Origin of the sequence: Actinomadura atramentaria DSM 43919, assembly GCF_000381885.1 — a bacterium.
In the GTDB taxonomy this organism is placed as follows: domain Bacteria; phylum Actinomycetota; class Actinomycetes; order Streptosporangiales; family Streptosporangiaceae; genus Spirillospora; species Spirillospora atramentaria.
Map to the genome: position 1 here is coordinate 525,070 of NZ_KB907208.1, position 19,944 is coordinate 545,013.

The following is a 19,944-nucleotide window of genomic DNA, read 5'->3' on the forward strand; positions in this document are numbered from 1 at the left end:
GCACGACGCGGAGCGCGGCGGGAAGGAGTGGGACAGTCGCCTCGCCGGTCCGCCACGGGAATGTGGCGGCCGCGGCGGGACCGCGCGGAGCGGCGCGGTGAGCCGGGCGGCCAAGGCCCGGTCGAGCAGGCTGGCCGTCCGGTACTTCGACGACCGGGTCCTGCTGACCGACACGGCCGCGTGGGTGTACTTCCGCCTCCCCACGGTCTCCTACGAGTTCACGACGGGCGAGGAGCGCGAAGCCCTCGCCACCAACATCACGATCGCGCTCGCGGGCATCCGGATGCAGGACGCCGAGATCCACCTGCGCATCGCCAACCGCACGTACCCGGCGGCGGACTGGGCGCTCGCGCTGGACCGCACGTCCGACGGCGGGCCGGGCTGGCGCGAGTACCTGGAGGAGTCCTACGCGCACGTGTGGGCGAAGGACTTCTGGACCAAGGAGGTCTACCTCGGCGTCCGGCTCGGGCCGCGCGGGATGGGCGCGCAGCTCGGCGGCGGCGTCCTGCCGCAGCTCCTCGGGCTCTACAAGCGCAGCGAGAACGTCCTCGGCCTGGAGGACGACGCGATCGACAAGAAGGAGATCGCGCGCTGGCGGGAGCAGGCCGAGCGGGTCGGCCGGGCGCTCGGCGGGTCGGCGCTGTACGCGCGGCACGCCACGTCCACCGAGGTCGCGTGGCTGTTCCAGCACGCGGTGACCGGGTCGCTGGCCGACCCGCCGCCGTCCGCGGTGCCGCGCCGCACCTGGGGGCGCGGCGAGATCGAGGCGCTGGTCGAGGGCGCGATCCACAACGGGCGCTCGTACCTGCGGGTCGAGCAGCCGAACTTCAGCGGGGCGGGCGGCGGGGCCATCGCGCAGTCCTACGTCGCGTACCTGTCGTTCGCGCGGTTCCCGGAGCTGATGCCGTTCCCCGACGGGGAGCCGTGGATGCACTACTGCGACGCGCTGCCGTTCCCGGTGGAGATCAGCTCGCGGATGAAGCTCGTCCCGCCCGCGAAGGCGTCCAAGGACGTCTCGCGCAAGCTCGCGCACGCCCGCGACATGGACCAGCACATCCGGGAGGCGGGCGCGGAGGCCCCGATCGCGCTGGCCGAGCAGATCGAGGCCGCGCGGATGCTGGAGCACGGCATCACCAAGGAGCGGCTGCCGTTCGTGTACGGGTGGCACCGGCTGATCGTCTCCGCGCCGACCGAGGACCTGCTGGCGCAGCGCGTCGATGCGGTGGTGGAGCACTACCGGGACATCGGGATCGACGTCGTCAACTCGACCGGCGACCAGTTCTCGCTGTTCTGCGAGTCGCTGCCGGGCGACCGGATCAGGCTGAACGCCTACGTCCAGCGGCAGCACCTGCGGACGATCGCGGGCGGGATGCCCGTCGCGACCGTCGACCTCGGCGACCGGCCCGACGACGCGGGGGAGGGCTGGATCGGCCCGTACGTCGGGGAGACGCTGGGGCGGGCGCGGTCGATCGTCCACTTCGACCCGCTGGTCGCGGCCGCCCGCAACCGGCCCACCGCCGTCGCGATCACCGGGGAGCCGGGCGGCGGCAAGACGACGCTGGCGCTGCTGCTGCTGTACCAGATGGCGCTGCGCGGCGTCACGATCGCCGCGATCGACCCCAAGGGCGACGCCGAGTCGCTGGTCGAGCTGCTGGCGGCGCGGGGCCGCCGGGCGCGCGTCCTGCCGCTCGGGTCGGCCGCGCCCGGCCTGCTCGACCCGTTCTCCTTCGGCGACGACCTCGCCGCCAAGAAGACGATGGCGACCGAGACGCTGCGGCTGCTGCTGCCGCGCATGTCGGAGGAGCGCGAGTCGGCGATGATCCAGGCGGTCGGCGCGGTCGCCAACGCCGCCCGGCCGTCGCTCGGCAAGGTCGTCGACCATCTGGAGGCCGCGCCCGACCCGGCGTCCAAGAACCTCGGCGCGGTGCTGCGGTCGATGTCGGAGATGCGGCTCGCGCGGCTGTGCTTCGACCCGTCCGGCGGCGAGCGCATCGACACCGCCGGGTGGACGACCGTGTTCACCCTCGGCGGCCTCACCCTGCCGGACGTCGCGATCAACCGCGAGGACTACTCCTACGAGCAGCGGCTGTCGGTCGCGCTGATGTACCTGGTGTCGCAGTTCGCGCGGCGGCTGATGCACGGCCTCGACCGGCGGCTGCCCAAGGCGATCTTCCTGGACGAGGCGTGGGCGATCACCTCCACGCCGGAGGGCGCCAAGCTCATCCCGGAGGTCTCGCGGATGGGCCGGTCCCGCAACACCGCGCTGATCCTCGTCTCGCAGAACGCGGGCGACCTGCTGAACGAGCAGGTCACCAACTGCCTGTCGTCGGTGTTCTCCTTCCGGTCGTCCGAGCGCGTGGAGGTCGGGAACGTGATGTCGCTGCTCGGCGTCGAGTCGTCGGACGAGCACAAGGCCGTGCTGCGCAACCTCGGCAACGGCGAGTGCGTGTTCCGGGACCTCGACGGGCGGGCCGGGCGGATCGGGGTGGACCTGATCTCGCAGGACCTGCGGCGCTGGCTGGACACCAACCCGACGCGGTCCCGTCCGGGGCCGGCGGAGCTCACCACCGCGGGGGCCGACGCCGAGGAGGTCCACTGATGAACGGGTTCCGTGCCGCGCTCGTCCGCGCGGTGCCGGACGCGGGCCGCCGCGGCCCGGCGGGGCTGCAGACGGCGCCGGACCGCGGGCTGGACCCGCGGCGGATCGGGCGGCGGGCGCGGCCGCCGCGCCGCCGCGCGCGCCGGACGAGCCTCGCGGTGCTGTTCGCGATGCTCGTCGCCCTGTTCGTCGGGGGCTTCGTTCCGGCGGCGGGCGCGGGCCCGTTCGGCGGCGACCCGTGCAAGCCCGCCGACAACCCCTCGCCCGAGCAGTACGGGTCGGGCACGGACGGGCTGATCAAGCCGCCGGACTACCCGGACGCCAAGCTCCGCAAGACGGCCGCGAAGGACCTGACGTACTACGACCGCTACGGCACCGCCGGACAGAGCTGGTACGCGGTCGACATGGGCTGCTCGGACGCGATGGCGATGATGGGCAACGCCCTCGCCAACACGACGTTCACGCTGGTCCGCGCGATCGACCGGACGACGATCAGCGTCTACCAGGCGGCGGCGTCGGAGTCGCTGCTCGGCTGGCTGAAGAGCACGGTCGACGGCGTCATCAGCAACATGGGCAAGACGTTCAACGCCCGCTACTGGTCGTGGGTCGTGATCCTCGGCGCGATGTGGCTGGCGTGGTGGGGGCTGGTCCGCAAACGGGCGAGCAAGGTCACCGAGGGCGTCGTGTGGATGGTCGCGGCGATGGTCGCGCTGATCTGGCTGATCGCGCGGCCCGCGGACTTCACGACGCTCGGCACGAAGGTGTCGGAGGCGACGAGCGCGGCGTTCAACGCCGCGTTGCCGCAGAGCGACGACAAGGGCGGCACGTGCATCCCGGCGCCCGCCGGGCAGGCCGATCCGGGCGCGGCGGCGAAGGTCGACTCCACGACCCGCAACGCCAACGGCCTGTGGGTGGCGCTGGTCTGCAAGCCGTGGCTGATGGGCGAGTTCGGGACGACGGACCCGAACGCCGCCGTCGTCAAGGACAACGCCGACAAGCTGCTGTGGTCGCAGGCCGTCGACCTCCCGGAGACCTACGGCGGCCAGAACGTCGACCTGGCGAAGAAGGCCGACGCCTACAAGGACGTCACCAAGAACATCAAGGACCAGCACGCCGGCGTCTACCCGCTGTTCCAGGGCAAGAACTGGACGAGCCGCCTGGCCGTCGCGTTCGGGGCGCTGTTCGCGGCGCTGGTCGCGGGCCTGCTGATCCTGGTCATCGCCATCGCGCTGATCGTCGTGAAGATCTCGTTCCTGCTGCTGCTGGTGGCGGGGCCGATCTTCCTCGGGATCGGCATCCATCCGGGCATCGGACGGGTCATCGCGATGCGCTGGCTGGAGCTGCTGCTGTCGATGCTGCTGAAACAGGCGGCGCTGATCGGCGTGCTGGCGCTGCTGCTGTGGGCGTACGGGCTGATCCTCGGCGAGACGCTGCCGTGGGGCCTGCAGATCCTGCTCATCGCGCTGGTGACGTTCGCGGCGTTCGTGTACCGCAAGCCGTTCCAGCACCTGTTCTCGGCGGTGGGCTACTCGGCGGCGGGGTCGCGCGAGAAGGGCGAGGCCCATCTCGAGAAGTCGATCATGGAGGCGCGCAAGAGCACGGCGGGCGTCGCGACGGCCGTGGTGCCGGGCGCGGCCGGGTACCGGCTCGGGCGCGCGGCCAAGCGCGACGCCGCCGACGCGGGCGACGGGACGCTGGACCGGCGCACCGGTGTGACGGCGAACGGCGCGGGCGACCCGCAGTCGCCGGACGCGGCGCCCGTGCTGGCGGCGCGGCCCAAGGGCGGCGCGGCCGCGAACGGGCAGGGGCGGGCGCGGCGTGCGGCGCCGCCGCTGAACCTGCCGTCGCGCGCGACGGTGCCCGACGCGCGGGCCGGGTCCGGCGGCGGTTCCGGCGGTTCGGGCGGTACGGGCGGTGCGACGCCTCGGCCGTCCGGCGGCGGGGGCAGCGGGCTGGCCGGGATCGTGACCGGCGGACGGTCGTCCGGCAAGGGCGACGGCGGGTCCGGCGGCGGTGCGGCGCGGCCGCCCGCGCGGTCCGGCCGGGGCGGCTCGGGCGGCTCGGGCGACTCCGGCGGCGACTCCGGCGGCGGCTCCGGCGGCGGCTCCGGCGGCGGCTCGGGCGGCGGCTCCGGGTCCGGCGGTGGCGGCGGCTGGTTCTCCGGCGGCGGACGGCGCGGCGGTTCGAGCGGCGGTTCCGGCGGTGGCAGCGGCGGCGGCTCCGGTTCCGGCGGCGGCCGGAGCGGGCGCGCCCCGTCCCGAGGCGGCGGCGGCGGCAAGGGCGGCGGCAAGGACCCGGCGTCCGGCGTCCCGCGTCCGCGCGGCGGCGCGGGCGGCAACTCGGGCGGCTCCGGCGGGCAGGGCGGCAAGCCCGCGCCGCCCCCGCTGTGGGGCGCGCGGCGCGGCGGTGACGAGCCGCCACTGCCGTTCTGGCTGCGTCCGGTCGACGGCGACGACGCGCCGTGAACCCGACCGACCGCCAGCGCAAGCTCCTGTTCGGCGGGCTGATCGCGGTGCTCGGCGGCGTCGGCGTGTACCTCACGCTGGCCCCGTCCGGGCACGGCGACCGCGCGCCGGAGGGGGCGCGGACGACGGCGTCGGCCGCGCCCGCGGGCCCGGCGTCGCCGCCGCCGGGGATCGCCGGGTCCGTCGGGTCCGGCCCGTTCGACATCTACCGGCTGCTGCCGTTCTCGCAGCGGGAGTTCGGCACGGCCGCCGACATCGCGCAGCGGTTCGTCGCCGCGTACGGCACGTACCGGTACGACGAGACCCCCGACGCGTACGGGGCGCGGCTCGCCGGGCTCGTCACCGACGACCTGCTGGGCCAGTTGCGGCGCGGCAGCGCGGCCCCCGGCCTCCAGGACGAGCGCCGCGCGCAGCGGGTCGTCGCGCAGAGCGGCGCGACCCTCGACCGCGTCCGCGACATCGAGGACAACTCGATCATCTTCCTGGTGACGGCGAAGCAGACGATCGACCGCGACGGCAAGACCAGCCGGTCCAGCCGCCAGTACGCCGTGACCGTCACCCGGGACGGCGACTCCCTGAAGGTCTACGCCTTCGAGCCCGCCGACGCGGGCCAGAAGGGCGACACGGGATGAACCGGCGGCGGCTCGCGGCGACGGCCGCGCTCGGCGCCGTGGCCGTCCTGTTCGCGGCGCTGCTGGTCGTGCCGACGCTGTTCGGCGCGTCCCAGTTCCTGTTCGGCGGCAGCGGCGCGGGCGGCGGCGGCTGCACCGACACCTCGGCGGCGGGCGCGCAGCCCGCCGCCGCGACCGACGCCCGCGCGATCCCCGCCGCCTACCTGGAGCTCTACAAGGCGGCGGGCAAGGAGTACGGCATCCCCTGGAACGTCCTGGCGGGCATCGGGAAGGTCGAGACCGACCACGGCATGTCGCGGGAGCCGGGCGTGACGTCGGGGGAGAACTACGCGGGGGCGGGCGGCCCGATGCAGTTCCTCAAGCCGACGTTCGACTCGTTCGCCGTGGACGGCGACAAGGACGGCAAGAAGGACCGCTACGACCCGGCCGACGCGATCCCCACCGCCGCCAAGTACCTTAAGCACAACGGCGCGCCGGAGCGGATGCGCACCGCGATCTTCATGTATAACCACTCGTCCGACTACGTGGACCTCGTGCTGGACTGGGCGAAGAAGTACGCGTCCGGGAACTTCGAGGCCGTCCAGTCCGATGGGGTGAACTGCGACGACGACGATCTGCCGCCCGAGGCGTCCGCGCTCGTCCAGAAGATCCTCGCGTTCGCGCTCGCGCAGCGCGGCAAGCGGTACGTGTTCGGCGCGACGGGCCCGGACGCGTGGGACTGCTCCAGCCTGATCCAGGCCGCGTACGCGGCCGTGGGGCTGGCGCTGCCGCGCACGACGTTCGAGCAGTGGCCGTTCGGCGTGAAGGTCAAGAAGGGCGAGGAGCAGCCGGGCGACCTGGTGTTCTTCAACTCCGGCCCAGGGACGTCGCCGAACAACCCCGGCCACGTCGGCATGGTGATCGGCAAGGGCAAGATGGTCGTGGCGAGCTGCTCGGCGTGCAATCCGGCGATCGGCGTCAAGTCGTACCGCCGCCCCGACTGGGTGGGGACGACGCGGCCGCTGGCCCGCAAGGACTTCAAGCAGAAGATCACCCAGCTCGCGGCGGGCGGCTGAACGTCCGGTGCCCGGGCGCGGCTCTCCGCACGCGTTCCCTGACCGCCGGGCGCTGTTGATCTCCCCGCGCGCGGGGTACCGGCGGCACGGCGCTCCTTGAGAGGATGCAGCGGTGATAGTGGTGGGTGCGGCGATCATCTCCGGCGGGCGGCTGCTGGCGGCGCAGCGCGCCGAGCCGCCCGCGCTGGCGGGCGGCTGGGAGTTCCCCGGCGGCAAGGTCGATCCGGGGGAGACCGACGAGGTGGCGCTGGTCCGCGAGTGCCGCGAGGAACTGGACGTGGACGTCGTCCTGGGGCACCGGATCGGCGGCGACTGGCCGCTGGTGCTCGGCGGCGTGCTGCGCGTGTGGACGGCGCGGCTGGCGGACGGCGCGGAGCCGCGCGCGGTGGAGCACCGCGAGCTGCGCTGGCTCGCGGCGGGCGAGCTGCACGACGTCCGCTGGCTGCCGGGGGACCTGCCGGTCGTGGAGCTGGTCGCGCGCTACCTCGGCTGACCCCCGGGCGCGCCGGGGGCCGGCCGGGCGCGGGTCAGCGCGGGGCGAGCCCGGCGGACAGCGTGGTGGTCAGCGCGGCGGTGAGCGCCTCGTCGGTGGTCAGCCCGCCGGGGAGCTGGCCGCCGAGCAGGCCCTCCAGCCAGCCGGGGACCTGGTCGAGGATCTTCAGCAGCTTGGTCGCGATGTCCTGGAGCTGCGCGGGGGTGAGCGCCTGGACGTCCGCGACGAGCTTGGTGAGCCCGCCCATGTAGTCCCCGCCGAGGATCTGGAGCGCGTCGGCGCCGATCGAGGGCGGGAAGGCCCCGAGCACCAGCGCGATGAGCTGGTCCTGCGTCGGCAGCGGGGCGGCGGCGACCGCGGCGGGCCGCGCGAGCGCGTCGGCGGGGGCCGCGACGGCCGCGACCGGGAGCAGCGCGGACGCTGCGGCGACCGCGACGAGCGCGGACTTGCGGAGGTTCACCGGGACTCCTTCGGGGGAGGGACGAGCGCAGGGTCCGCCGGGGCAGCGGGGACGGCGCTCGCGTACTGCGCCGGGAGAGAGTACAGCTTGTCCGGTATTCCCGTGTTGTCCGGTGGCCGGATTCGGCCACCGGACCCGGTCAGGTGATCCGGTTCGCGCCCGCGTAGTCCGACCGGTCCGACAGCCGGGAGATCTTGACGACGTCGCCCGTGGACGGCGCGTGCAGGAACATCCCGTTCCCCAGGTAGATGCCCATGTGGTGCAGGTTCGAGCCGAAGTACACCAGGTCGCCGGAGCGCAGCGACCCCCGGCTCACATGCGTCCCGAGCTGGTACAGGTCGCCGGTGTAGTGCGGCAGCCCGGGCTTGCCGACCTGCGCGTACGCCCACACGACCAGGCCCGAGCAGTCGAACGTGCTCGGTCCGGCCGCGCCCCAGACGTAGGCGCTGCCGAGCTTGGAGTACGCCTTGCGCGCCATCTTGGCGGGCAGGTCCGAGCCCTTGATCGTCGCGGAGAGCCCGGTGTGCGGGTCGCGGACGTGGATCGTGGTCAGCTTGTCGAGCTGCGCCTGCACCTGGTCGATCTTGGCCTTGGCGGCCTTGCGGGCCTGCTCGACCTGCTTGCGGGCCTGCTCGACCTGCTTGGTGCGCGCCTCGGCGTCCTGCTTGGCCTTGTTGGCCTTGTCGATCTCGGCCTGCGCGGACTGGACGACCGCCGCCTGGTTCTGCGCGAGGTAGGCGGTGTCCGACAGCCCGTCCGGCCCGCCGGAGCCGAACAGCACGTCCGGGCCGCCGCTCATGTAGTTCGCGGCGGCGAGCCGCGCGAGCTGCTCGCGCGCCGGGGCGACCTTGCGTTCCAGGTCCGCCGCCGTGCGGGTCGCCGCGGCCTCCGCCTTCTGCGCCTTGCCGAGGTCCACCCGCGTCTTGTTGAACTTCTCGGTGAGGATCTCGGCCTGGTCGTTCAGGTCGGCGAGCTGCTTCTTCAGCTCGCTCTCGGTGGGCTTGGGCGCGGCCAGCGCCGCCAGGGGGGCGGCGTTCACGACCGCGGGCCCGGTCAGCCCCAGGCCGACGAGCGCGGCCAGCGTGACGGAGGGCGCCAGAAAGCGGCGCCGCCGGTGGTCCGGTGCCAAAGCCGGTGTCTCCTCTCCTCGCCGCCTGCCGGGTTAGCTGACGGGTTCGGGCCGGAGAAGCCCTACGACATCGCGTCGATTCACCCCGAGGAGCCCGGTTGGTTCCCCGGCTCCCCCGCGGGGGACTCGGCGGTTCCGGACGCGGCCCCGAAGCAAGGGGCACGGTACGCCCGGTTGCCGAGGACCATACAAAGAATGGGGAAAAATGGCCAAACGGGGGACTCGTTGCGGGTGTGACGGACGTCCGGGAGGGGTACCGCGCGCGGCCAAGTAGACTGATAGGCGCCGCGCGTCTGCGGCGATCCCGAAACCTCACCCAAGGCGAGCCCGCATGCCCTTCTCCACGCGCGATGACCTCCGCAACGTCGCCATCGTCGCCCACGTCGACCACGGCAAGACCACGCTCGTCGACGCCATGCTCTGGCAGTCCGGTGCGTTCCGGGAGAACCAGGACGTCAACGACCGCGTCATGGACTCCGACGACCTGGAGCGTGAGAAGGGCATCACGATCCTGGCCAAGAACACCGCGGTCCGCCACAACGGCATGACCATCAACATCATCGACACCCCCGGCCACGCCGACTTCGGCGGCGAGGTCGAGCGCGGGCTGTCGATGGTGGACGGCGTCGTCCTGCTCGTGGACGCCAGCGAGGGCCCGCTCCCGCAGACCCGGTTCGTCCTGCGCAAGGCGCTGGAGGCCAAGCTCCCGGTCATCCTGGTCGTCAACAAGACCGACCGGCCGGACGCCCGCATCGACGAGGTCGTCGACGAGACCTACGAGCTGTTCATGGACCTCGACGCCGCCGAGGACCAGATCGAGTTCCCGATCGTCTACGCCTCGGGCCGCGCGGGCCGCGCCTCGCTGACCAAGCCCGGCGACGGCGAGATGCCCGCCGACGAGGACCTGGAGCCGCTGTTCCAGGTGATCAAGGACACGATCCCCGCCCCGTCCTACGTGCCGGGCGCGCCGCTGCAGGCGCACGTCACCAACCTCGACGCCTCCAGCTACCTCGGCCGCATCGCGCTGTGCCGCGTCCACGCGGGCGTCATCAAGAAGGGCCAGCAGGTCGCCTGGTGCCGCCACGACGGCAGCGTCGAGAAGGTCAAGATCACCGAGCTGCTGATGACCGAGGCGCTGACCCGCAAGCCCGCCGACGAGGCCGGCCCCGGCGACATCATCGCCATCGCGGGCATCCCGGAGATCATGATCGGCGACACCATCGCCGACCCCGACGACCCGCGCCCGCTGCCGCTCATCACCGTCGACGAGCCCGCGATCTCGATGACCATCGGCACCAACACCGGCCCGATGGCGGGCCGCGAGAAGGGCACGAAGGTCACCGCCCGCATGGTCAAGGACCGCCTCGACCGCGAGCTGGTCGGCAACGTGTCCATCAAGGTGCTGCCGACCGAGCGCCCCGACGCGTGGGAGGTCCAGGGCCGCGGCGAGCTGGCGCTGGCGATCCTCGTCGAGAACATGCGCCGCGAGGGCTACGAGCTGACGGTCGGCAAGCCGCAGGTCGTCGCCAAGACGATCGACGGGAAGAAGCACGAGCCCGTCGAGCGCCTGACCGTCGACATCCCCGAGGAGCACCTCGGCGCCGTCACGCAGCTCATGGCCGTCCGCAAGGGCCGCATGGAGCAGATGACCAACCACGGCACCGGCTGGATCCGGATGGAGTTCCTGGTCCCGGCGCGCGGCCTCATCGGCTTCCGCACCGAGTTCCTCACCGAGACGCGCGGCACCGGCATGGCGCACCACGTCTTCGAGGCGTACGAGCCGTGGTTCGGGGAGCTGCGCACCCGGCAGGCCGGGTCGCTCGTCGCCGACCGCGCGGGCGCCGCGACGGCCTACGCGATCACCAACCTCCAGGAGCGCGGCACGTTCTTCGTCGGGCCGACCACCGAGGTGTACGAGGGCATGATCGTCGGCGTGAACTCCCGCGCCGACGACATGGACGTCAACATCACCAAGGAGAAGAAGCTCACCAACATGCGGTCGTCCACGGGCGACGAGCTGGAGCGGCTGACCCCGCCGACGATCCTCAGCCTGGAGGAGGCGCTGGAGCACGCGACCGAGGACGAGTGCGTCGAGGTCACGCCCGGCGCCATCCGCCTCCGCAAGGTCGTGCTGTCCGCCAAGGACCGCGAGCGCACCCGAGCCCGCACCAAGCGCAGTAGCTGATCTGCGCATGAGCATGCGAGAAGGGGCCGTCCCGTTCGGGACGGCCCCTTCTTGCGTGCGCTAGCTGAGCTGGACGGTGCCCGTGACGTCGGCGGCCAGGCGGAGTTGGTCGCCGTCGCGCAGCGGGGCCTCGACGCCGCGCGGCAGCCGCTCGCCGTTGACGAACGTGCCGTTCGTGGAGCCCTCGTCGCGGACCCAGGCGGTGCCGGACGGGTCGAGCCAGACGGTCGAGTGCCGCCGCGACACGTTGTCGTACTGCGTGAACGTGCCCGCGACCGGGGACTGGCCCGCGTCGCGGCCGAGGACCAGGTGCTGCCCGGCCCCGATCTTGACGTCCCCGCTGGGGAACTGCACGCGCAGCGTCGGCGCGGCCGGCGGTCCGGCCTGCGGCGCGCCGCCCCCGCCCTGCGGCCCGTTGAGCGGACGCAGGCACGAGTCGCACTGGGCGGCCGCGGGGCTGCTCAGCACGGCCTCGCAGTAGGGGCACATGGCGGCGGTGCTGTCGGGAGCGGGGCCGCGCCCGTGCTGCGGGCTACCGTGCTGACCGCCCCCGTGTTGAGGACTGCCGTGCTGCGGGCCGGGCGCGTAACCCTGGCCGAGCCCCTGGCCCCCGTACTGCTGCGGCGGCTGCTGGCCCTGCTGGGGCGGGTAGCCCTGCTGCTGGTACCCGTTCGGCTGGCCGCCGTACTGCTGCTGCCCGTACTGATCCTGCTGCGGGGGAGCGCCGTACTGGTCCTGCTGCGGTGCGTGCTGCCCGTGCTGGGGTTGCGCGTGCTGGGGCTGCCCGTGCTGGGGAGCGTGCTGCTGCTGGGCGTACGGGTCGTAGCCCGGCCGCCCCTGGTCGTAGGGCGCCTGCTGGTTCGGCGGCGGCGCGCCCCACCCGTCGGCGGGCTGCGGGGCCTGCTGCTGGGGAGCCTGCTGGTTGGGGGGCGGCGCGGACCACGGGTCCTGCTGCGCCGGTGCCTGCTGGGGCGGCGCCTGCTGCTGGGGCGGCGGCGCACTCCACGGGTCCTGCTGCTGGGGGGCCTGCTGCGGCGGGGCGCCCCACGGGTCCTGCTGCGGCGGGGGAGCCTGCTGCTGCGGGGGCGCGCCGTACTGCGGCTGCTCGCCGTAGGGCGGCTGCTGCTGGTACGGCTGCCCCTGCTGGGGCGGAGGCGGCGGCGCGGTGCGCGGCGGCGCGCCGCCGCCTCCGGCGCGCGCCAGGTTGGCCCCGCAGCTCAGGCAGAGCAGGTCGCCGGGCTGGAACGGCTCATCGCAGACGGGGCAGTTCAGGCTCGCCATGACACGACCCCCGCGCGCACTCCGGCCTCGTCGAGCGTTGTCGAGAGGTGTTCCAGGTCACCTCGTCGCGGGATTCCGATGTAGTACACCCGCCTTCCCTCCGGCCCCTCTTCCACGGACACCTGCATTCGCGGCCCTGCCTCTTCGGTCTCGTCTCCGGCCGGTTCGGCGTACCGCCGCCGCCCGAGGGGGGACAGCGGCACGATCCGCTGGTTGGCCGACCCCCTCCAGAGTAGGGACCGCCGACCGGTGGGTCCGCCCGGCGGGTTGAGCCGGTCCACGTACGGTCCCGCGACGACGGCGTCGCAGAGGTCCAGAATCGCCCTCGCCTCGGCCGTGCGCGAGAGACGACTGTAGACATATCCGCTGTAGACCAATATGTCCAACGGCATGGTCTCACGCGGGCGCTCGTCCCGCCACGCGCGGATTCCGCGGACGAGCGCGAGCAGCGCCGCGGGCTGCTGGAACGGCTCGCCGCCGGAGATCGTCACCCCGTCCACCGGACCGGGCAGCGACGCCAGCCAGCCGAGGACCGCGTCCACCGGCACCTCGCGGCCCGGGTCGGCGTCCCAGGTGTCGCGCGACAGGCAGCCGTGGCAGTGCAGCGTGCAGCCCTGCACCCAGACGCCCGCGCGGGTGCCGGGGCCGAGCGCCGTGACGGGGTAGTGCGCCTTGGCGAGCCGCAGCGTCTCCGGTGCGGTCACCGCAGGTCCACGTGGACGATGCCGCCCTCGCGGCGGATGGCCGTCACCGTGGTCTCCTCGTCCGCGCCGGGCTCCCGGTCGAACAGCGCGCGGGCGAGCGGGTTCACGAAGTGCGACTCCAGCGCCATGCCGATGCCGCGCCCGCCCTTCTCCAGCTCGGCCGTACACCAGGACCGCAGCGTCTCCATCGCGGCGTCGGCGACGGTCAGGTGCAGGCGGTGCTCCTCGGCGACCCGGCGGCAGATGTTCGCGACCTGGAGGTCGAAGATCTTGTCGGCGGCCGCCGCGCCGATGAAGTCGAACACCACGACGTTGTCGCCGAACCGGTTCAGCAGCTCCGGCCGGTTCAGGACGGTCGTGAAGTGGTCCGCGACCGCCGCCTTGATCCGCTGCTCGATCTCCTCGTACGGCATGCCGGGCGCGACGTTCTGCACGCGCGTCCCGTCCGGGGCGGGGACGAACATCCCGAGGTTGGACGTGAAGATCAGGATCGACTCGGAGAAGTGGACGGTGTTCCCCCGGCCGTCCGTGAGCCGCCCGTCCTCCAGGATCTGCAGGAACTTGTCGAGGATGCGCGGGTGGGCCTTCTCGATCTCGTCGAAGAGGATCACCCGGAACGGGTCCTCGCGGACGGCGTTGGTCAGCTCCCCGCCCGCGGTGTGCCCGACGTAGCCGGGCGGCGAGCCGATCAGCCGGTCCCCGGAGCCCTCGCCGGAGAACTCGCTCATGTCGAACCGCAGGTAGGCCGACTCGTCGCCGAACACCAGCTCGGTGATCGACTTGGCCAGCTCGGTCTTGCCGGTGCCCGTCGGGCCCGCGAAGAACAGCACGCCGCGCGGGCGGCTGCCCGACCGCGTCGCCTGCGCGCCGGACAGGCCGAGGACCGCGCGCTTGAGGATGTCGAGCGTCTTGGTGATCGCCTGCGGCTGGCCGATGACGCGCTCGGGCACGCGCTTCTCGCCCTCCAGCACGCGCCGCCGCAGGTGGCCGCGGCTCCACGGGTTGTCCAGGACGCCGAGCTTGTAGGTGCGGACGGCGTCGGGCAGGTCCGCGAGGTCCACGCCGCGCTCCTTGGCGAGCCGCGTCACCTCGATCATCGACTGGAGCGTGAGGCCGTCCGCCTGCTCGGCGAACGCGTCGCACGCGGCGGCGGCCGCCGGGTCGGCGTCGGCGTCCGGGACGCCGAACGCGCGGGCCAGCAGCCGCGCGGTCTCCTGCCGGTCGCCCAGGTGCGGGCGCGGGATCGTGATCTCGCGGATGCTCTCGTTGTCGGACGTCAGCCAGGGCGGCAGGTCGCCCGGCCGCTCCACCAGCCACAGCACCGGGTTGTAGAGCGGCTTGGGGCGCGGTCCCTCGACGCGGACCGGCAGCGCCGTCCGCGACAGCTTCGCGCAGAACCGGAAGAAGTCGCGCTCGGCGGGCTCCAGCTCGGTCGGCGTCCGGGCGATCCGCGACGCCGAGTCCAGCAGGAACGCCGCCCGGATTCGCTCGGCGGGGCGCGCCACCGCCGTCAGATACTTGGTCAGGCCCTCCAGCGACGGGGTGTCGTCGGGCTTGAGCTTGCCGAGCAGGCGGCCCGCCGCGCGCCGGGCCTCCTCGGCGATCTCGTCGTCCCCCTCGGGGAGCACCTGGACGCCGTCCACCGGGTCGTAGGCGACGAGGCAGCTGAAGCCACTGGAGCGCAGCGACTCCCACAGGAGCTGGCGCAGCGGCAGCAGCCGCGACGGACCCGCCGTGCCGGCGGGCGGCGCGAGGAAGCTGTCGTACAGGTTCCCCGACAGGACGTACTGCGAGTGGACCGACAGCGTCGCGTCCAGCTCCCGGACGAACGGCGGCCAGCCGGGCAGCCGCCCGCCCAGCGTGGGTGAATCAACGCTCATCGGCCGCCCCGTTCACTTCGCTCCCCGCTCCCGCCCGTCTACCGGCCGCGCTCGCGCTCCCGCCCGGCGGCCCGCGCCCCAGTCTGCCGCGCCGCCCCGTCCGCGCGCATCACCGGCAGTTCCCGGACGCCCGGCTCCAGCCGCCACGCGACGGCCGCCGCGACCCCCGCCGCGGCGAGCCGCGCCCGGGCTTCCTCGAACGCCGCGCACCACTGCTCCTCGCGCTCGACGTCGAGCCGCCGGTCGTCCTCGCCGCGCGCCGCCCGCTCCCGGACGAGCGCCGCCCGCACCCGGCCCGCGTCCTCCACGCGCATCTTCACGCTGTGGTCGGGCCAGTCGCCGCGGGTCAGCAGCAGCGCCCCGTCGGCGGCGGTCAGCGTCTCGAACCCGGCGCGGACCTCGTAGCCGAGGTCCTCGAACGCGGCCGTGACGGACTCCAGAACATAGCGGCGCTCGTCGGCGGCGCGCTCGGCGGCCTCGGCCTCGGCCGCGCGCCGCCGCTCCCGCGCGCGGTGCTCCCGGGTGCGGTCGTTGGCCTCCTGGACGCGCAGCCGGACCTCGGTGAGCGCGCCCTGCGCGTCCTGGCCGGTGGCGGCGTCGGCGAGCAGCCGGGCGGCGCGGGCGACGGCGGCGCGGTCGGCGTCGGCCGCGTCCGGCAGCAGGCGCGCGAGGACGCGTTCCAGGGCGGCGCGCAGGTCAGGGGGTTCGGGGGCGGCCTCGGCGGCGCGGGGGGCGGGGACCTCGGCGGGGACGGCGAAGACCTGCTCGCCGACGCGCGCCGCGAGGACGCCCGCGAGGGCCGCCTCGGCGGCGTCCAGCGCCCGGTCGGCGTCCGCGCACCACGCGGTGAGCTCGGCGACGGTCTCGTCGCCGGGGGTCAGCGGGGCGGGCAGCGCGACGTCCGCGCCCAGCTCGTCGCGGGTCGCGGCCAGCGCCTCGGCGCGCGCGTTGCGCTCCAGCACCTCGCGCAGCGCCCGCTCGTAGGTCTCCGCCTCGGCCAGCGCGGCGGCGCGGGACTCGGCCCGGCCCGCCGCGAGCGCCGCCAGCAGTTGCGCGCCGCGCCCGGCCGCCGCCCCGCCCCTGCCGAGGACGCGGTTCATCCCCAGGGTGAGGACGACCGCCGCGTCCAGCACGATGTCGGCCTCGACGCCGCTGCTCATGCCCCTCCTCCGCTCGTCGCCGCGCGTTCGCCCTCCGCGTGCGCGGTCCGCCACCGGTGCAGTCGTACCCCCGCCGCGACGGCGTGCGCCGCCGCTGCCGCCACCAGGATCAGCAGCCAGACCATGCCCGCCAGCGGCGTCACGGCCGCCGCCAGCAGGATCAGGACCAGCAGCGGCACCAGCGCGGCGAGCAGCAGCAGGCCGCAGCCGCCCGGCCCGTTGCGGCGGGCCGCGCCCGACACCGTCGCCGACGCCTTCGACAGGCCGCGGCCGCCCGCGCCGAGCGCCTTGGCCAGCCACGCCCACGGGCCCGTCGGCAGGTAGTCGCCGCCCTGCGCGCGCGCGACGACGACCTCCGCGCCGCACTGGACCAGCCAGGCCAGGACGCCGACCGCCGCCAGGAGGCCGAACGAGAACCCGCCGCCGCGCTGGAGACCGCCGACCGAGCTGGTGCCGCCGCGGTCGCCGTCCCCGGCGAGCGCCGAAATCAACAGGCCGCCGAGCAGCCACAGCGCCAGGACCGGCAGGCTCCACGCCACCGCGCGGGCCGTCGCGCGGCCGCGTCCGGCGAGCCGCGCCCGCTCGCGGTCGGCCCACCGGGCGCGCAGCGCGGCGTCGCGCCGCTCGGCGGCGTGCCGGTCGCGCGCGCGGGCCTCGACCTCCAGGACGGCCTCGGGCGCGGCCCGGACGACCGCGAACCGGCGCAGCGGGTCGTCGCCCGCGCCGTCCGCCAGCCAGCGGAACCAGGGGACGTCGCCGCGGACGGCCGCGCGCGCCCGGTCGGCCGCCGCCGCGAGGTCGCGGGCGGCCTCGGCGGGCCGGGCGGCCAGCGCCAGCAGCGTCAGCAGCACGACGGGCGGGTCGTCGGCCGGCGCGCCCGCGACGCGCCGCGCGCCCGGGCCCGTGCTTGGGCCCGTGCTTGGACCCGTGCCCGTGTCGGGGAGCCGCGCCGCCAGGCCGGGCGGGACGGACGCCTGGCCGCGCAGCCAGCACGCCAGCTCGTTCCATGCCGCCGCGTGGTGATGCCATTGTTCGTGGACGGCCAGCAGATCGTGGCCCTCGGGTGAGGCCGCCAGGACGGGCAGCAGGTCCCTGTCCCACAGTTCGCGGCCGATGCGGCACGCCGTCCGGTGGTCGGGGCGCGCGGGGTCGGCGGCGAGCGCGGCCAGGCCGGGCAGGTCCGCCGACGTCAACCGGCGGCCGAGGAAGTACGGCGGCAGGTCCGGGTCGAGCCACTGGACGAGGTGCAGCAGCTTCACGTCGGGGGACAGGTCCGCCGTCAGATACCGGTCGATCAGCGCGATATGGCCGTCGTCCGGCAGTTCGGTCAGCCAGCCGCGCAGGGCGCGCCACGCCTCGCCCGCCTCGCCGCGGCCGAAGAAGTGCGGCGCGGCCTCGTCCCACCGCTCCGCCAGGACGCGCGCCAGCTCGCGGCGGTCGTCGTGGCGGCGGCCCGCGAACGGGACGCCCCGGCCGGGCGGGACCGCCGTCGCCGCCGGTTCCGCCGCGACGGGCGGGGAGCCGCCCGCCAGCCACGCGCGGACCTCGTCCGCGCCCCACCGGCCGCGCGGGTCGCGGGCCAGCAGGCCCCGGCACAGCAGCCGCAGGCGCGGGTCGGCGACGTCGTCGGCGGGCACCGCGCGGGTCGCGAGCTGGTCCACCACCGCCGTCTCGCTCAGGCCCGCGAACGGCGGGCGGCCCGTCGCCAGCTCCCGCACGATCATGCCGAGCGACCACCAGTCGCGGGCGGGGGAGACCTGGCCCGACAGCGACTCGGGGGCCGCGTACACGAGCGTCCGCGACGACGACGCGAACATGACGCTCTGCTCCAGCACCCGGCTCAGGCCGAAGTCCGCGATCACCAGGCGGACCGGGTCCGCGTTCTCGACCAGCACGTTCTCCGGTTTGAGGTCGCGGTGGACGATGCCCGCGCCGTGCAGGGCCGCGAGGCCGCCGGCGAGCTGCGCGACCGCCTCGGCGATCGTCGGCGGGTCGAGCGGGCCGGTCATCAGCGTCCGCAGGTTGCCGCCGGGCGCGTAGTCCGCGACCTCGTAGTCGCGGCCCTCGGCGGTGCCCGTCTCCAGGACGCGCAGGACGTGGGGGGACGCCAGTCGCGGGAGTTTCGCCCAGACCTCGCGGTCGGCGTTGTAGCCGCGGCGGAACAACTTGACGACGCGCTGCGCGCCGGACTCGTCCGCGACGAGCAGCAGGTCCGACTCCGCGCCCTGTACCGGCAGTTCGCCGACGAGCCGGAACCGCGCCGCCAGCGGCTCGGGGAGCCGCAGCAGCGCGCCGCCCGCCGCCGCCCCGCCGTCGCGGCGGGTGGCCGCCGGGCCGCGCGGCGGCGGGACGCGGTCGTCCCGGCGGGTCGCGTCCGGCTCCCGACGCGTGGCGCGCGGCGGAGCGTCGTCGTCGAAGTCGGCCACCGTGCTCGCCCCGTCTTGTCCGCGTGGAATTGCCGCGAGCCTAACGCGGCACCCTAAATCTTGTCCTTGATGACCCGCAGGTGCTCGACGCCCTTGAACCGGACCACCACGGCCTCCATGAAGATCCGCACCAGGAGCAGTTCGAACAGCCACACCAGGGGGGACGCGACGATCAGGATGACGCCCCACGCCCAGAAGTCGTCCCAGGTCGCGATCCACACGCCGAAGCCGAGGAACACGGCGCACTGGAGCGTGACGAGCAGGAGAGCGATCAGGTACCAGAGCTTGATCAGCTTCGGGGTGACCAGGTAGTTGAAGTTCGCGTCGAACAGCGCGCCGACCAGGCCCTTCTCCGGTGGCGCGGGCCGCTGCGCCCACGGCTGCTCGGGGACGGGGAACGCGCCCGATCCCCGGCCGGGCGGCGGCGGGCCGGACGGGCCCGGGCGCGGCGGGCCCTGCGGCGGGCCCTGCGGGGGCGGGCCGGGGCGCGGCGGCAGCGGCTGCGCGCCGGTGTCGGACCGCTGCGGTTCGGGCCGCTGCGGGTGGCGGGGCGGCGGGGGTCCGTAGCCCGCCCCCGGCGGGGACGCGGGCTGACCGGGCTCCTGGGGGTGCGTCACTGCCGACTCCTGCGCTCGTTCCGGGCGTTCCCCCGACTCTAGAACTTTCGACGCCCCGGAACCGCGCCCTGCAAGGGCTTCCCGCGCGTGGCGGCCCGGCCGTTCTATGATCACCGCCCCCCGAGCGGACGGAGCCGTGATGAGCGAGACCGCCGACCCGCCGACCCCCGGCGACGGAGTGAACGGGACGATCGAGGATGATCCGGACGCGATCCGGTTCGGCCGGAGCCGCTCCATGCGCGCCGGTTCGCTGATCGCCTGCACGCTCCTGTTCGCCGCCGCGCTCGCCGCCACGACCGGCGGCGTCCTGCTCCTGCGCCACGTGGACGGAACCTGGGCCGTCACCGGCTCGCTCGTGCTCGCCCTCGTCGGCGTGCTCGGCCTGCTGGCGGCGGTCGGCGCGGTCGCCGTGGCCTGGCCCGTCGCGCTGCGCCGCTTCGGGCTGTGGGTGAACGCGGACGGCGTCGTCGTCCACCGCGGCGGACGGCGGACGCACTTCGCCTGGACGGACGTCGAGGCCGTCTCGATCGGCCCCGAGTCCAGGAAGGAGTCCGCCCGCGCGGTGCTCGTGCGGCCCCCCGACCCGCATCCGCCCGTCGCGCTGATCGAACTGGAATGGCTCGACGCCGCCGAGGACGAGGTCCGCGCCGCCCTCGAGCGCACCGCGGGCGACAGATGGACGGACGAACTCGACTGATTCCCCGAACCCCGCCCACCGCAGTTTCCCCGCGTGTCCCGTAGCCGTTTCCAGGAGATCCGCCCGCCGATCGCAGAAATCGCGCGAACATCCACCGCGATGTGCGCCATCGAGGGGAAGACGGCAAATCCCTGACCGGATTCGGACACCCGCCCGCCGCG

At 74.6% G+C, this 19,944-nt stretch carries 15 protein-coding genes and 1 riboswitch; of the genes, 7 read left to right on the forward strand and 8 right to left on the reverse strand.

Going from position 1 to position 19,944, the window contains the following annotated elements; translation table 11 throughout:
- The first annotated feature begins 97 nt into the window (after window positions 1-97).
- The 5 genes from G339_RS0102480 to G339_RS0102500 all read left to right on the forward strand — a co-directional run bounded on the left by G339_RS0102480 (window position 98) and on the right by G339_RS0102500 (window position 7,244).
- Complete coding sequence (locus tag G339_RS0102480; RefSeq protein WP_019629494.1) at window positions 98-2,599, forward strand: ATP-binding protein; 2,502 nt, start codon at window positions 98-100, stop codon at window positions 2,597-2,599.
- Window positions 2,599-5,064 (forward strand): type IV secretion system protein, encoded by a 2,466-nt coding sequence (locus G339_RS40770; protein ID WP_019629495.1) that lies wholly within the window; start codon window positions 2,599-2,601, stop codon window positions 5,062-5,064. Before G339_RS0102480 ends, G339_RS40770 begins: the two co-directional genes overlap by 1 nt.
- Complete coding sequence (locus G339_RS0102490; RefSeq protein ID WP_019629496.1) at window positions 5,061-5,696, forward strand: hypothetical protein; 636 nt, start codon at window positions 5,061-5,063, stop codon at window positions 5,694-5,696. Before G339_RS40770 ends, G339_RS0102490 begins: the two co-directional genes overlap by 4 nt.
- Entirely contained in the window at window positions 5,693-6,751 is a 1,059-nt protein-coding gene (locus G339_RS32295) for a C40 family peptidase (protein WP_019629497.1), read from the forward strand. Before G339_RS0102490 ends, G339_RS32295 begins: the two co-directional genes overlap by 4 nt.
- 121 nt (window positions 6,752-6,872) lie before the next feature.
- Window positions 6,873-7,244 carry a (deoxy)nucleoside triphosphate pyrophosphohydrolase gene (locus G339_RS0102500; RefSeq protein ID WP_019629498.1) on the forward strand — a complete coding sequence of 124 codons (372 nt, stop codon included), beginning with the start codon at window positions 6,873-6,875 and terminating at the stop codon, window positions 7,242-7,244.
- A gap of 34 nt (window positions 7,245-7,278) precedes the next feature.
- Here G339_RS0102500 and G339_RS0102505 read toward each other — a convergent pair whose 3' ends face one another.
- Window positions 7,279-7,704, reverse strand: a complete 426-nt coding sequence (locus tag G339_RS0102505) for a hypothetical protein (protein WP_019629499.1) — start codon at window positions 7,702-7,704, stop codon at window positions 7,279-7,281.
- 139 nt (window positions 7,705-7,843) lie between these two features.
- Window positions 7,844-8,833, reverse strand: a complete 990-nt coding sequence (locus G339_RS0102510; protein WP_019629500.1) for a C40 family peptidase — start codon at window positions 8,831-8,833, stop codon at window positions 7,844-7,846.
- A gap of 7 nt (window positions 8,834-8,840) precedes the next feature.
- A riboswitch (cyclic di-AMP (ydaO/yuaA leader) is annotated at window positions 8,841-8,975 on the reverse strand.
- Between the two features lie 189 nt (window positions 8,976-9,164).
- On the opposite strand from G339_RS0102510, the gene typA reads away from it, so the two are divergent.
- Complete coding sequence (typA, locus tag G339_RS0102515) at window positions 9,165-11,018, forward strand: translational GTPase TypA (RefSeq protein WP_019629501.1); 1,854 nt, start codon at window positions 9,165-9,167, stop codon at window positions 11,016-11,018.
- 60 nt (window positions 11,019-11,078) lie between these two features.
- Here the strand turns inward: typA and G339_RS40775 are convergent, their stop codons facing one another.
- Genes G339_RS40775 through G339_RS39665 form a run of 6 tightly spaced genes read right to left on the reverse strand, consistent with a single transcriptional unit; the run spans window position 11,079 to window position 19,086 of the window.
- The gene (locus G339_RS40775) at window positions 11,079-12,299 is read right to left on the reverse strand and encodes an FHA domain-containing protein (protein ID WP_019629502.1); all 1,221 of its coding nucleotides are present in this window, start codon (window positions 12,297-12,299) and stop codon (window positions 11,079-11,081) included.
- Complete coding sequence (locus G339_RS0102525) at window positions 12,287-13,003, reverse strand: 4Fe-4S single cluster domain-containing protein (RefSeq protein WP_019629503.1); 717 nt, start codon at window positions 13,001-13,003, stop codon at window positions 12,287-12,289. The genes G339_RS40775 and G339_RS0102525 overlap by 13 nt, the downstream gene beginning before the upstream one ends.
- Entirely contained in the window at window positions 13,000-14,883 is a 1,884-nt protein-coding gene (locus G339_RS0102530; protein WP_019629504.1) for an AAA family ATPase, read from the reverse strand. Before G339_RS0102530 ends, G339_RS0102525 begins: the two co-directional genes overlap by 4 nt.
- 38 nt (window positions 14,884-14,921) lie before the next feature.
- Window positions 14,922-16,043: a hypothetical protein gene (locus tag G339_RS40780; protein WP_019629505.1), complete on the reverse strand. Its 1,122-nt coding sequence runs from the start codon at window positions 16,041-16,043 to the stop codon at window positions 14,922-14,924.
- Window positions 16,040-18,469, reverse strand: a complete 2,430-nt coding sequence (locus tag G339_RS40785) for a serine/threonine-protein kinase (protein ID WP_019629506.1) — start codon at window positions 18,467-18,469, stop codon at window positions 16,040-16,042. Before G339_RS40785 ends, G339_RS40780 begins: the two co-directional genes overlap by 4 nt.
- A 53-nt stretch (window positions 18,470-18,522) precedes the next feature.
- Window positions 18,523-19,086, reverse strand: coding sequence for a DUF4282 domain-containing protein (locus tag G339_RS39665; protein WP_019629507.1), 564 nt, complete (start codon window positions 19,084-19,086; stop codon window positions 18,523-18,525).
- 139 nt (window positions 19,087-19,225) lie between these two features.
- Here G339_RS39665 and G339_RS0102550 point away from each other — a divergent pair, with 139 nt between their 5' ends.
- Complete coding sequence (locus tag G339_RS0102550; RefSeq protein WP_019629508.1) at window positions 19,226-19,783, forward strand: hypothetical protein; 558 nt, start codon at window positions 19,226-19,228, stop codon at window positions 19,781-19,783.
- Window positions 19,784-19,944: the final 161 nt, after the last annotated feature.

Coding starts and splice junctions, on each gene's coding strand:
- G339_RS40770 (WP_019629495.1), top strand. CDS start 2,599: ATGAACGGGTTCCGTGCCGCGCTCGTCCGCGCGGTGCCGGACGCGGGC.
- G339_RS32295 (WP_019629497.1), top strand. CDS start 5,693: ATGAACCGGCGGCGGCTCGCGGCGACGGCCGCGCTCGGCGCCGTGGCC.
- typA (WP_019629501.1), top strand. CDS start 9,165: ATGCCCTTCTCCACGCGCGATGACCTCCGCAACGTCGCCATCGTCGCC.
- G339_RS40775 (WP_019629502.1), bottom strand. CDS start 12,299: ATGGCGAGCCTGAACTGCCCCGTCTGCGATGAGCCGTTCCAGCCCGGC.
- G339_RS0102530 (WP_019629504.1), bottom strand. CDS start 14,883: ATGAGCGTTGATTCACCCACGCTGGGCGGGCGGCTGCCCGGCTGGCCG.
- G339_RS40780 (WP_019629505.1), bottom strand. CDS start 16,043: ATGAGCAGCGGCGTCGAGGCCGACATCGTGCTGGACGCGGCGGTCGTC.
- G339_RS0102550 (WP_019629508.1), top strand. CDS start 19,226: ATGAGCGAGACCGCCGACCCGCCGACCCCCGGCGACGGAGTGAACGGG.